The sequence below is a fragment of the Mesorhizobium sp. M0701 genome (genome assembly GCF_040320365.1).
Classification (GTDB): Bacteria; Pseudomonadota; Alphaproteobacteria; order Rhizobiales; family Rhizobiaceae; genus Mesorhizobium.
The window spans coordinates 143993-157488 of the sequence record NZ_JAMYPO010000004.1 but is presented as its reverse complement, the minus strand read 5'-3'; the positions used below and the strand labels follow the sequence as shown (position 1 = coordinate 157488).

General features: G+C 65.2%; 10 protein-coding genes. 6 read left to right on the top strand and 4 right to left on the bottom strand.

Going from position 1 to position 13496, the window contains the following annotated elements; genetic code table 11:
* Positions 1–7 precede the first annotated feature (7 nt).
* From tsaE to NKI24_RS06100, 6 genes are all read left to right on the top strand, one after another.
* The gene (gene tsaE / locus NKI24_RS06125) at positions 8–1519 is read left to right on the top strand and encodes a tRNA (adenosine(37)-N6)-threonylcarbamoyltransferase complex ATPase subunit type 1 TsaE (RefSeq protein ID WP_352743921.1); all 1512 of its coding nucleotides are present in this window, start codon (positions 8–10) and stop codon (positions 1517–1519) included.
* Positions 1520–1560: 41 nt separating this feature from the next.
* Positions 1561–2319, top strand: coding sequence for a nucleotidyltransferase family protein (locus NKI24_RS06120; RefSeq protein ID WP_352451649.1), 759 nt, complete (start codon positions 1561–1563; stop codon positions 2317–2319).
* Positions 2316–5453 carry a double-strand break repair protein AddB gene (gene addB, locus NKI24_RS06115; protein WP_352743919.1) on the top strand — a complete coding sequence of 1046 codons (3138 nt, stop codon included), beginning with the start codon at positions 2316–2318 and terminating at the stop codon, positions 5451–5453. The genes NKI24_RS06120 and addB overlap by 4 nt, the downstream gene beginning before the upstream one ends.
* Entirely contained in the window at positions 5450–8962 is a 3513-nt protein-coding gene (addA, locus tag NKI24_RS06110) for a double-strand break repair helicase AddA (RefSeq protein WP_352743917.1), read from the top strand. Before addB ends, addA begins: the two co-directional genes overlap by 4 nt.
* A gap of 73 nt (positions 8963–9035) precedes the next feature.
* Positions 9036–9359 (top strand): thioredoxin, encoded by a 324-nt coding sequence (gene trxA, locus NKI24_RS06105; protein WP_023677558.1) that lies wholly within the window; start codon positions 9036–9038, stop codon positions 9357–9359.
* A gap of 132 nt (positions 9360–9491) precedes the next feature.
* Positions 9492–9773 carry a cupin domain-containing protein gene (locus NKI24_RS06100; RefSeq protein WP_352454802.1) on the top strand — a complete coding sequence of 94 codons (282 nt, stop codon included), beginning with the start codon at positions 9492–9494 and terminating at the stop codon, positions 9771–9773.
* 48 nt (positions 9774–9821) lie between these two features.
* Here NKI24_RS06100 and NKI24_RS06095 read toward each other — a convergent pair whose 3' ends face one another.
* The 4 genes from NKI24_RS06095 to trpA all read right to left on the bottom strand — a co-directional run bounded on the left by NKI24_RS06095 (position 9822) and on the right by trpA (position 13494).
* Positions 9822–10241 (bottom strand): VOC family protein, encoded by a 420-nt coding sequence (locus NKI24_RS06095; protein ID WP_352454801.1) that lies wholly within the window; start codon positions 10239–10241, stop codon positions 9822–9824.
* A 61-nt stretch (positions 10242–10302) separates the two neighbouring features.
* Positions 10303–11628 carry a bifunctional folylpolyglutamate synthase/dihydrofolate synthase gene (locus NKI24_RS06090; protein ID WP_352743914.1) on the bottom strand — a complete coding sequence of 442 codons (1326 nt, stop codon included), beginning with the start codon at positions 11626–11628 and terminating at the stop codon, positions 10303–10305.
* A 62-nt stretch (positions 11629–11690) separates the two neighbouring features.
* A complete protein-coding gene (accD, locus tag NKI24_RS06085; RefSeq protein WP_352454799.1) occupies positions 11691–12617 on the bottom strand; it encodes an acetyl-CoA carboxylase, carboxyltransferase subunit beta in 927 nt (308 codons plus the stop codon).
* Positions 12618–12654: 37 nt separating this feature from the next.
* Positions 12655–13494 (bottom strand): tryptophan synthase subunit alpha, encoded by an 840-nt coding sequence (gene trpA, locus NKI24_RS06080; RefSeq protein ID WP_023677563.1) that lies wholly within the window; start codon positions 13492–13494, stop codon positions 12655–12657.
* Positions 13495–13496 lie beyond the last annotated feature (2 nt).

Below are 13496 nucleotides of genomic sequence, written 5' to 3'. Positions count from 1 at the left end.
GCGTTCGATGGCGGTATTGGTGCTGGAGCGTTTTCTCGCCGACGAGGCTGCGACGGCAAGGTTCGGCGAGGATCTCGCCATGTCGCTGCGCATTGGCGACGTGCTCGCCCTCAAGGGCGATCTCGGCGCCGGCAAATCGACCTTGGCACGGGCGCTGATCAGGGCACTGGCCGACGATGCCGGACTCGACGTGCCAAGCCCGACCTTCACGCTGGTCCAGAGCTACGACACGCGTGTGCCGGTTCATCATTTCGATCTCTACCGCTTGGGCACGGCATCCGAGCTGGACGAGCTGGGCTTCGACGAGGCGCTGACGCAAGGCGCCGCGCTGGTCGAATGGCCGGAGCGGGCAGAGGCATATCTGCCGAAAACCTCGGTGCTGGTCGAACTTCTCCAGCAGGGCGACGGCCGACTGGCGAGACTATCGGGAGAGGGCGCCGCCTTCGAGCGCGCGGCGCGATCGCTGGCGATGCGCGATTTTCTCGGGCAGGCCGGTTGGGGCGAAGCGCAGCGACGATATTTCATCGGTGATGCCTCGGCTCGCTCCTACGAGATCGTCACGCTCGCCGGATTTCCGCCGCGCGTGCTGATGAACTCGCCAAGGCTGGTGCTCGGACCGCCAATCCGCGACGGCAAACCCTATGCCGAGATCGCTCACACCGCGCAATCCGTTTCGGCGTTCGTCGCCATCGACCGGGCATTGCGGGCCGGCGGCGTCAGCGTCCCGGAAATCCATGCCCAGGATCTCGAGCAGGGTTTTCTCCTGCTGGAGCATCTCGGTTCCCAAGGGTTTCTCGACAAGCGCGGCCAGCCGGTGGCCGCGCGTTATGCGGCGGCGGCCGAACTGCTTGCCATGATGCACGGCAAAACATGGCCGACCCGCATGCAGGCCGGCCCCGGCGTCTTCCACGAGGTGCCGCCTTTCGACCGCGACGCCATGATGATCGAGGCCGAATTGTTGGTCGACTGGTATGTCCCGGCGATATCAGGCGCTCCGCCTAGAGAGGCGCTGCGCGCCGGTTACCGCAGCGAATGGAGTGCGGTGCTCGATCGGCTGGAGGGGCGCGAATACACGCTGATGCTGCGCGATTTCCATTCACCCAACCTGATCTGGCGCGCTGACCGTTCCGGTCACGATCGCCTCGGCGTCGTCGATGTCCAGGACGCGCTGATCGGGCCGTCCGCCTACGACGTCGCCTCGCTCGCCATGGACGCGCGCGTCACTATCTCACCCGAAATCGAAAAGCACACGCTCGCCGCCTACATCGCCGCGCGACGCGCGGCCGGTGCCTTCGATGAGAACGAATTCCGCGAAACCTATGCAATCATGGCCGCACAGCGCAATTCCAAGATCCTCGGCATCTTCGTGCGGCTCGAAAAACGCGACGGCAAGCCTTATTATCTGAAGCATCTGCCGCGCATCCGCGACTATCTTCGCCGGGCACTGGCGCATCCGGCGCTGGCCGGGCTGCAGGATTTCTACATCGCCCACGGCTTGCTGGAGGAACGCTCGATTTGACGGCTAAGGATTTGGGCCCGAAGGCGTCGGATGAGCAGCCGATGCCGACGACCGCCATGGTGCTCGCCGCCGGGCTCGGCAAGCGCATGCGGCCGATCACCGACACCATGCCGAAGCCGCTGGTCAAGGTCGCCGGCAAGACATTGCTCGACTGGGGGCTGGACTGCCTAGCCGAAGCCGGCGTCGCCAAGGCCGTCGTCAACGTCCATTACCTCCCGCAACAGATCGTGGACCATGTAGCCCGCCGCAGTGCGCCGAGAATCGTCATCTCGGATGAGAGTAGGGGCTTGCTTGACTCCGCCGGTGGTATCGTCAAGGCATTGCCCAGGTTAGGGGCGCCCTTCTATGTGCTCAACGCCGACACCTTCTGGATCGACAGCGGCGTTTCCAATCTCAGGCGTCTTGCCCTTGCATGGGAGGGCGCGACAATGGACATTCTGCTGATGCTTGCGGATCTCCAGTCGGCAACCGGACATAGCGGCGGCACCGATTTCCTGGTGGCGCCGGACGGCGCCTTGCGGCGTGCGAACAACGATCCGGCCGGCCTGATCTATGCCGGCGCCGCAATCGTCCATCCGTGCATCTTCAAGGATGCGCCGGCCGGTCCACACTCTCTCAACGCCTATTTCGATGCGGCAATCGCCGCCGGCCGCTTGTTCGGCATGAAAATGCAGGGTCACTGGATTACTGTCGGCACACCTGACGCGATCCCGCGGGCGGAAGCAGCGGTCGCCGCCGCGCTTGCCGGCACGCCCAATGCTGTTGCTGAGGCACCCGGCGCTCTTACCGAGTCGAAATGAGCGGCTCCCGCCGCGTTTTCTCGATCCCGCCCGGAGCGCCGTTCCTGCCGACGCTGGCCGAGGCGCTGCTTGCGGGGCGCTTGGTTCCCGGCTTCGCCTATGACGGCGATCCGCTGGCGCTGGCCGATCTCACCATCTATGTGCCGACGCGCCGTGCGGCGCGGGCGCTTCGCGGCGTCTTCGTCGATGCTCTCTCGCGCTCGGGAAGCCGCTCGGCGATCCTGCCGGTCATCCGCCCGCTTGGTGAGTTCGATGAAGATGAAGCCGCCTTCGAGGCAGGAGCTTCGGCCGCCATCGACCTTGCGCCGCCGATCGCCGCGGTCGAGCGTCTTCTGCTGCTTGCGCCGCTGGTGCGGGCGTGGAAACGCCGCCTGCCGGCACATGTCGCGGCTTTGTTCGACGAGGAGATCGTCATACCGGCCTCCGCCGCCGACGCCATCTGGCTGGCGCGCGACCTTGCACGCCTGATGGATGAGATCGACACCGAAGGCACGGATTGGGCAAGGCTCGCCGAGCTTGTAACCGGCAATCTTGCAGGCTGGTGGCAGGTGACACTCGACTTCCTGACCATCGTGACGGAGAACTGGCCGAACCTGCTCGAGGAACGCCATCGTTCCAATCCGGCCGCGCATCGTAATGCCCTGATAAGGCTGGAGGCGGCGCGGCTGAAGCGTAATCCGCCAGCCGGACCGGTGATCGCCGCCGGTTCCACCGGCTCCATTCCCGCCACGGCCGAGCTGCTTGCCGTGATCGCCGGTCTGCCCAATGGCGCTGTTGTGCTGCCCGGGCTCGACCGGGCGTTGGACGAGCCGTCCTTTGCCGCGATCACCACACCGGGCGCGCGCCCAGCCGTGCTTGGCCACCCGCAATACGGCCTGGCAAAGTTGATCGGCAAGATCGGCGTGCCGCGCGCCGATGTCGAGGAGATTGCTGTTGCGCCGCGACCGCTTGCGCTGCGCGCCGCACTTGTCGGCGACGCGCTGCGCCCGGCGGAGACCACCGAGCTTTGGGCCGAGACGCGCGCCCGCTTTAGGGCCGGCGATATTGCCGAGGCCTTCGCCGATGTGACGCTTCTCGAAGCCGCCAGCGAACGCGACGAAGCCGTGGCGATCGCCGTCGCGCTCAAACAGGCCGTCGAACGGCCCGGCCAGCGCGCCGCACTCGTCACCGGCGACCGCGGTCTGGCGCGGCGCGTCTCAGTCGAGCTGCTGCGCTTCGGCGTTGCCGCCGACGATTCCGGCGGCACGCCGCTGATCAACACACCAGCCGCCAGCCTGCTCAGGCTGGCGCTTCAGGCAGCCTTCCGCCCGGGCGACCCCGTCGCCCTGCTGTCGCTGCTCAAGCATCCCCTGCTTGGCCTCGGCCTGGAGCGGGCAAGCGTGCGCTATGCGGCCGAAATCGTCGAACTCGTGGGGCTGCGCGGCGGCACAGGGCGTCCGGACGTGGCGTCGCTGCCGCAGCTCTTCGACACCCGGCTCCTCGAATTCGACGGCGGCGGCAATCGCCGCCCACCCTTCTGGTGGCCGCGGCTTTCGGTCAGGCGCATCGAACAGGCGCGCGACCTGCTGATCCGGCTAACGGCCGCGCTGGCGCCGCTGGTTGCTTTTCGCGGCGACGAGAATGCCGATCTTGCCACCCTTGTGCGCGCCAGCGTCGTTGCGCTCGAAAGTCTCGGCCGCGCCGCTGACGGCAGCCTGAGCGAACTCTATGCGGGCGATGCCGGCGAAAAGCTCGCCGAGCTCTTGCGCGGGCTGGTCGCGGCCTCGGTGTCGTTCTCCTTCGCCGCTGACGAATGGCCTGACGTGATGGAGGCGCTGATCGCGCCCGAGACGGTCAAGCCGGCGCAGGGCACCGACAGGAACATCGCAATCTGGGGTGTGCTGGAAGCGCGGCTTCAGGATGTCGACACGCTGGTCGTCGGCGGGCTCAACGAAGGCGTGTGGCCGCGCAAGCCGGAGAGCGACCGCTTCATGTCGCGGCTGATGAAGACCGGCATCGATCTTGAACCGCCCGAGCGGCGCATCGGCCTTGCCGCCCATGATTTCCAGATGGCCATGGGCGCCAAAAAAGTGGTGCTGGCTCGCTCCGGCCGCTCCGGCGACGCACCGTCGGTACCTTCACGCTGGCTGCAGCGCATCCTTACATTCGTTGGCGAGGACCACGCTGCTGCACTTCGCCGGCGCGGCGATGAACTGCTTGCCTGGGCGCGTGTGCTCGATGCCGGCGAAAAGCAGGACTTTGCGCCGCGGCCGCAGCCGAAACCGCCGATCGCCGCACGGCCGCACCACTTCTCGGTCACCGAGATCGAAACGCTGCGTCGCGATCCCTATGCGGTCTATGCCAGAAGGATACTCGGCCTGATGCCGCTCGATCCGGTCATTCGCGATCCGGGCGCTGCCGAGCGTGGCACGCTGTTTCACGCCGTTCTGCACCTCTTCTCAGCGACGGTGGCCGACCCGTGCGCGCCGGAGGCGCTGGTCGGGCTCATCGCCGCAGGCCGCTCCTGCTTTGCAGGCGCGGCCCTGCCCGCCGATGTCGAGGCGGTGTGGTGGCCACGCTTCGAAAAGCTTGCCGCCGGCATCATCGAATGGGAGCGCGGCCGGGCCGCAGCCGTGGCACGGCGGCACGCCGAGGAACGCGCCGAAAAGACCGGTGTGGGCCGATCCGGTGTGACCCTGTCCGGCTATGCCGATCGCATCGATCTGCTGGCCGGCGGCATGGCCGACATCCTCGATTACAAGACCGGCTCCTCGCCATCCAAAGCACAGGCGCACACGCTGCTCGCGCCGCAACTGGCACTCGAGGGCGCGCTGCTCAGGCGCGGCGCTTTCAAGGAGCTTGGCGCATGCGAGCCGTCGCAACTGGCCTTCGTGCGGCTGAGGCCGAATGGCGAAGTGTTCGAGGAATCCATCCTCGAATACAACCGCAAGCCGCGAACCGCCGCCGATCTCGCCGAAGAAGCGTGGGCGCGGCTGGAAAAACTGCTGATCCACTACGCCGACCCGGCGACGGGCTATCTGTCGCGGGCGCTGCCGTTCCGCGAGGGCGAGACCGACGGCGACTACGACCATCTCGCCCGCGTGCTCGAATGGTCCGCCGGCGGCGACGCCGATGACGAGGGAGGGGAGGCATGAAAAAGGCCTACCCCATTCCAAGCGACACTGCCGCGAGCCAGGCAAGCGCATCCGACCCGCGCAATTCCGCCTGGGTGTCGGCCAATGCCGGATCGGGCAAGACCCATGTACTCGCCCAGCGCGTTATCCGGCTGTTGCTGCGCGGCACCGATCCGTCCAAGATCCTGTGCCTGACCTATACGCGTGCCGCCGCCGCCAACATGTCGAACCGGGTGTTTTCGACGCTGTCGCAATGGACGGCCCTGGGCGATACCGAGCTCTCGACACGGATAGAGGCGCTGGACGGCCGCCAGCCCGACCGCGAAACCATGCGCCGGGCGCGGCGGTTGTTTGCCGAGGCGCTGGAAACACCGGGCGGGCTGAAGATCCAGACCATCCACGCCTTCTGCGAATCGGTGCTGCATCAGTTCCCGCTGGAAGCCAATATCCCTGCGCATTTCGAAATGCTCGATCCGCAAATGGAGGCTTCGCTGTTTGCCGCCGCCCGCCGCGACATGATTTCGGGCGGCGTTGCAGGCGATGCGGCATTGTCCGAGGCCTTCGCCACCGTGCTGGAGCGCGGCGGCGAGCATGGGCTCGACGCACTGTTGGCCGAGATCGTGCGCAAGCGCGATGGTTTGCGTGCGTTCATCGCCGCGGCCGGCGGCGATGGTTTTCAGGCGCTGTTCGACGAGTTCCATTTCCGCGCCGGCCAGACGGCCGAAGGTATAGCCGCCTCGGTCTGGCCGCTGCCCGGCTTCCTGCCGGATTATCTCGTCACCTTTTCACGGGCAGCCGAGGCCGCCGATGCGCGCATCGTGCTGAACAATCTGCTGCCATACGCCCGCCTTGCCTTTGCCGAGGAGGATCCGGTACGTCGCCTGAATTTGCTCTCCAAGGCTTTCCTGAGGGCCGACGGCGAGCCTTACGATCCGGCAAAGACGTTTAAAAGGGCATTGCTTCACCGGTTGCCCGATCTTGCCGAACGATATCTGGCGGCGGTCGACGCCATTCTCGAAATCTCCGACAGGCTGGCCTTGTTCAGGATGCTGGAAGGCACGCGTGCGGCGCTGACCATCGCCGACTGGCTGATCGCCCGCTACGAGCAATTGAAGCGCGCGCGCGGCTTCCTCGACTTCAACGACCTGATCACCCGCACGGTCCATCTACTGGCGCGGCCCGACGCCGGCCCATGGGTGCAGTACAAGCTCGACCAGGGCATCGACCACATCCTCCTCGACGAGGCGCAGGACACCAGTCCCGACCAGTGGGAGGTAGTCAAGCGGCTGGCGGAGGAGTTCTTTGCCGGGCTCGGCGCACGCGACGCCGTCCACCGCACCATCTTTGCGGTCGGCGACGAAAAGCAGTCGATCTATTCCTTCCAGGGAGCCGCCCCGGACTCCTTTGCCGACAGCCGGCTTTTGTTTGCCGGCAAAGTCAGATCCGCCGCCGCCGCCTTCGCCGATCTCAAGCTAACCTGGTCGTTTCGCTCGACCGACGACGTGCTTGCGGCGGTGGATCGTGTCTTTGCTGACCCGAACGTGCGGCGCGGCATCAGCCACGATCCCGATCCGCTCGACCACAAGGCGATCCGCAACGATGCGCCGGGCTATGTCGACGTCTGGCCCTCACTCGGCGCCGACATCGTCGACGAACCGGACGACTGGACGCAAGCGGTGGATCACGCCCACGCACCGGCGGTGCGCGTTGCCGAAAACGTTGCAGCGACCATTGCCGGCTGGATCGGCGGCGGCGAGGTCATCGAAGGGCGTGGCAAGAAACTCCGGCCCGGCGACGTGCTGGTGCTGGTGCGCAAGCGCGACCGCTTCGTCCATGCGCTGACACGGGCGTTGAAGCGCCGCGACATCCCGGTGGCCGGCGCCGACCGGCTCAGCCTGCCTGGCCATATCGCGGTGAAGGACCTGATCGCACTCGGTCATTTTCTCATCCAGCCCGAGGACGATCTGTCGCTGGCCGCCGTGCTGCGCAGCCCGATCTTCGATGTCTCGGAAGAGCAGCTTTTCGCGCTTGCTGCGGAGAGGCCATCGGGCGTCTCGCTGATCGCCTCGCTGCGCCGGCATGCCGGCGCAAGCGAGGCGTTGGCCGCCGTCGTCAGCCGGCTCGGCACATGGTCGAACGAGGCCGCATTCAAGCCGGTGTTCGAATTCTATGCTGCAGCTCTCGCCCGCGACGGCCTGCGCAAGAAGATGATCGCGCGGCTCGGGCCGGAGGCCGGCGACGTCCTCGACGAATTCCTGAATTTCTGCCTGGCCGAGGAGCGGACCGGCCTGCCGGGACTGGAATCCTTCCTGTCGACGTTGGAAAACGCCGGCCCCGAGATCAAGCGCGAAATGGACCAGACCCGCGACGAGGTTCGCGTCATGACCGTGCATGCCGCCAAAGGCCTGGAGGCGCCGGTGGTATTCCTTGTTGATGGCGGCTCCGCGCCGTTCAGCGACCAGCATCTGCCGAGATTGATGCCGTTCGAAGGCTCGGGCGACTGCTGGGAGGGCAAGGGCTATCTCTGGCGTTCGGCCAGCGATGTCGCAAATGGGTTTTCACGCGCCGCATCGGCCCGCGCCCGCGAGCTCGCCGACGACGAATACCGCCGGCTGCTCTATGTCGGCATGACCCGCGCCGAGGATCGGCTGATCGTCTGCGGCTACCATGGCAAACGGGCGCCGAATACCGGTACCTGGCATTCGATCGTCAGCCGCGCACTGGTCGGTGCCGCGGAGAGCGAAGAACGCCGGCATCCCGCCACTGGCGAGACCGTGCATCGTTTCCAGGTGACGAAACTGCCGCCCATGCCACTGGCGGCAGTGAATGAGGCACGACAGGCGGAACGCTTTGCACCACTGCCTGAAACCCTGTTCCGGCCTCTGCCGCCCTTCGAGGAATTGCCGCGGCCGCTCTCACCGTCCGGCGCCTCGGTGCTGATCGATGAGGCGCGGCAAGCGGTGGCCGACACGCGTTCGCCGGTACTGGATGCCGACGCCGAGCCCGGCTTTGCCGTCATGCGCGGGCTGGCGCTGCACAAATTGCTGCAGATGCTGCCCGGCATCGCCGAGGGAAAACGCCGGGATGCCGCCGAACGCTATCTGGCAAGAGCCGGTGCGGAATGGCCCGACGACGAGCACGACAAGGCCGTGGCTGGCGTTTTCAGAATTCTTGCCGACAGCCGCTTCGCGCCGCTGTTTGCGCCAAACTCGCGCGCCGAAGTCGCCATCATGGGCAGCCTGGAGGTATGGGGCAAACTGCGCTCGATTTCCGGCAAGATCGACCGGTTGGCAGCAACGCCGGACAAGGTTTCGATCGTCGACTACAAGACCAATCGGCCAGCGCCAGCTACGCTCGCCGAAGTGCCGCAAGCCTATGTTCTGCAACTCGCACTTTATCGCGCGCTGCTTCAGCCGCTCTATCCGGGACGCGAGGTCTCGGCGGCGCTGCTGTTCACCGAGGTGCCGCGGCTGATCGAGCTGCCGGCGGCGGCCATGGACGATGCGCTTGCTAGACTCACGGGAGCGTGACACAACACTTGCTTGAAGACGGACGCGATCACCACCACATTTGGTGCGACGAACAAATCGAAAGGATCTCAGCATGGCCACCGTCAAGGTCGACAAGAGCAATTTCCAGGCCGACGTGCTCAACGCCAAGGAGCCGGTCGTGGTCGATTTCTGGGCGGAATGGTGCGGCCCGTGCAAGATGATCGCCCCGGCGCTCGAGGACATCGCCATCGAACTCGGCAGCAAGATAAAGATCGCCAAGCTCAACATAGACGAGAATCCTGAGCTGGCCGCGCAGTTCGGCGTACGCTCGATCCCGACGCTGATGATTTTCAAGGGCGGTGAAGTCGCCGACATGAAGGTCGGTGCTGCGCCGAAAACGGCATTGTCGCACTGGATCAACGGCAGCCTCGCCTGATCCGATCAAAATTTTGCAGAAAAGCCCGGCCTCGCGCCGGGCCTTCTTTTGCTGGCGTCATTGGTGGGCCGCTCTGGCACTCGCGGCTTGCCGCCCGGTATTCTTCTCTTCTGAATTCAAAGGAGAAGCGATATGACCGGATCCGCCAAGGCCACCGTCTTCATCGACAATGAGCGCGTCATCGTCACCGAATACCGCTTCGCCCCGGGAGACAACACCGGCTGGCATCGCCATGGCCACGACTATGTGATCGTGCCGTTGACCGACGGCAAGGTGAAGCTCCTGACCAAGGATGGCGAATCCTTTGCCGAGATGAAGAAGGGCACGCCGTATTTCCGCAACGAGGGCGTCGAACATGACGTCATCAGCGCAAACGATGGCGAATTCGCCTTCATCGAGGTCGAGCTGAGGTAGTCCACCTACCATCGGCTGCGCCGCTACAATTGTCCCGGCGAGGCGCGATCACCAATCCGCGATACGATCGCCACCGACGAATTGTGCGCTTTTCTCAGTATATTCAAACAGTTCGATCTTCACGCCGTTGGGGTCGCGGATCCAAGCCTGGTAGGTGTCATCGCACGCGCGTTTCTTTGAAGTGACATCAACGCCCTTTGACCTCAGATGGGCGATCGCGGCGTCGATGTTTTCCACTTCGAGGCAGAAGTGGTTGATCTGGTTCAAGTCGCCATAGCTGGCGCCGTCTTTCTGGAACACCTCGACATGGCTACGGCTGCCGCAATTGAGGTAGAAGCCGAAAATCTTCCCGTCGCGCAGGAAATTGAACTGGGTGTCCATGCCGAGGACGTCCCGATAGAAGCTTCGCGTCATCTCCAGGTCATTCGCGAAAATGCAAACGTGAGCGAGCTGCTTTACCTTGATCATGATTGGCTCCTCGCGGTGGTCTGATAAATGTGGCGTCACCGTGGCCCGGCTGAAGCACGCCTCAAACCGGCGGCGTGCCGTTTTCGGCCAATACCGCGCCGGCCAGGTAAAGTGACCCGCCAATCAGGATGCGCGGCGGCGGTCCGTCCCATGTGTCGCGCAGCAGCATCAGCGCATTGGCGACGGAACTGACCGGTTCGGCCGACAGGCCGGCCTCAATGGCGCGGGTCGCCAGCTCGTCGTTCGGCACGCCCGCGTCGCTCAGGCTCACCGGCACGGTGTAGACATGCCGGACCAGCCCTTTGAAGGCGCGGAAATAGCCGCTCTGGTCCTTGGTGTTGATCATGCCCGAGATCAGGAACAGCGGACGCGGGTTCTTTTCCTCCTGCTCGGCCAGCGCCTCGGCGACGACCACGCCAGCGCCGGGATTGTGGCCGCCGTCGAGCCAGATGTCGGCGCCCTTCGGCGCCAGTTCGCTCAGCCGTCCTTGCGGCAGCTTTTGCATGCGGCCCGGCCAGGCAACATTCGCCATCGCCTTCTCGGCAGCGCGGTGGCTGATCTCGAAGCCCGCCGCCTTGACCGCCGCGATCGCCGCCGCCGCATTGGCGAATTGATGGCGCCCCGGCAGGCGCGGCGGCGGCAGGTCCATCAATCCGTCTTCGTCCTGATAGACCATGCGGCCGTTTTCCTCATAGGCAAGGAAATCCTGGCCATAGACGAAGGCGGGGCAGTCGAGCCGCTCGGCGGTTTCGATGAGCACCTGCTGCGCCGTCTCGCTTTCCTGCGCGCCGATGACGACCGGGCATCCGCGCTTGATGATGCCGGCCTTTTCGGCGGCGATCAGCTCGACGCGGTCGCCGAGATAGGCTTCGTGGTCGAGCGACACCGGCATGATCACCGACACGGCCGGCTCGGCGATGACATTGGTGGCGTCGAAGCGGCCGCCAAGGCCAACCTCGAGGATGACGGCATCGGCCGGATGTTCGGAAAACAGCAGGAAGGTGACGGCGGTGAGGATTTCGAAGACGGTGATCTTCTGGCCTTGATTGGCTTTGGCGACGCGGGCGATGGCTTCGGCGAAGACCTTGTCGTCCACCAGCCTGCCGCCGGCATCTGCGGCCAGCCGGTAGCGCTCGTGCCAGTTCACCAGATGTGGCGAGGTGTGGACGTGGACGCGGTAGCCGGCGGCTTCGAGCAGCGCCCGTGAAAAAGCAGCACAGGAGCCCTTGCCGTTGGTGCCGGCGATGTGGATGACCGGCGGCAGCTGGTCCTGCGGATTGCCGAGCCGCTCGAGCAGCCGCGAAATGCGGTCGAGCGAAAGGTCGAAGCCCTTCGGGTGAAGCGCCATCAGGCTTTCGATTTCGCGGTCGGCGGCAAGCGTGGTCATGAAGGAATCCTACGCGCGCGCACAACGGCACACAACAGCCGCTCGCGCCGCGTGATGTCGCGTCAGGCTTGCGGCCGGGCTTCGGCCGGTATCGCCACCGGCGGCAGGATTTCCGGCTCCCGCGGGTTTTGCTCTTCCGGCAGCTTGAGCAGCATTCTCAGCAGCCGCGCAACCGTCTGGCGCATCTCCAGCCGCGACACCACCATGTCGACCATGCCGTGTTCCATCAGATATTCGGCGCGCTGGAAGCCGTCGGGCAGCTTTTCGCGGATGGTCTGCTCTATGACGCGCGGTCCGGCAAAGCCGATCAGGGCGCCGGGCTCGGCAATATGCACGTCGCCCAGCATGGCGTAGGAGGCGGTGACGCCGCCGGTTGTCGGGTTGGTCAGGACGACGATATAGGGGAGGCTGGCCTCCTTCAGCCTGTCAACGCCGATCGTGGTCCGTGGCAGCTGCATCAGCGACAGGATGCCTTCCTGCATTCGGGCGCCGCCGGAGGCCGCAAACAGGATCAGCGGCCGCTTGCGCTGCAAGGCGACCTCGAAACCATGCACGATGGCGTCGCCGGCCGCCATGCCGAGCGAGCCGCCCATGAAGGCAAAATCCTGCACCGTCACCACCACCGGCAGGCCTTCGACCGTACCCAGCGCATTGATGATGGCATCTTCCAGGCCGGTCTTGGCCTTGGCATCCTTCAGCCGGTCCACATAGCGCTTCTCGTCGCGGAACTTCAGTGGATCCTGCACCACCTTGGGGTTTTCCAGTGTCTCGTATTTGCCGTCGTCGAGGAAGAATTTCAGCCGTTCCTTGGCCGAGATCTTCATGTGGTGGCCGGAGGACGGGATGACGAACTGGTTCTGCTCCAGATCCTTGTGGAACACCATTTCGCCGGTCTCGGGATCCTTGATCCACAGGTTTTCCGGCATGTCGGTGCGGCGGCCGAGCATCGAATTGATCTTCGGACGGACGTAATTGGTGATCCAGTTCATCGCTTCGGCTCCTGTCCCTTAAGAAGACGTAGGAAGATTATTCGGCCGCAGCAAGGCGAGCCGCGCGAACCCCTTGCGAAAGCCCGCTGACCAGCGTGGCGACGGCCTCGGCCGGATCGGCGGTCTTTTCGCCCTTCGGCCCGAGCACGTTGGCGACGGCATTGACAATCGCGGTGCCGACAACGACGCCGTCGGCCGACGCGCCGATGGTGCGCGCCTGCTCTGCGGTCTTGACGCCGAAGCCGACGCAGACCGGCAGGTCGGTATGGCTCTTGATGCGCTTAACCGCTGCCGCCACCTTGCCGGTGTCGGCCAGCGCCGAACCGGTGATACCGGTCATCGACACATAATAGACGAAGCCGGAGGTGTTCTGCAGCACCTTGGGCAGGCGCTTGTCGTCGGTGGTCGGCGTCGCCAGCCGGATGAAATTGATGCCGGCCTTGAGTGCCGGGATACAAAGTTCCTCGTCCATCTCAGGCGGCAGGTCGACGACGATCAGCCCGTCTATACCGCTGGCCAGCGCATCGCTCAGGAAGCGCTCGACGCCGTAGATGTAGATCGGATTGTAATAGCCCATCAAGACGATCGGCGTTTCACTGTCGCCGGCGCGGAATTCCGAGGCCATCTTCAGCGTCTTGACCAAGGTCTGGCCGCCCTTCAGCGCCCGCAGGCCGGCCGCCTGGATCGCCGGGCCGTCGGCCATCGGATCGGAAAACGGCATGCCTAACTCGATGATGTCGCTGCCGGCGCCGGGCAGCGCCTTCATGATCGACAGGGACGTGTCGTAGTCCGGATCGCCGCCCATGAAATAGGTGACGAGTGCCGGTCGCCCCTCGGCCTTCAGCTTTGCCATGCGGCGGTCGATACGGGTGGCCATGA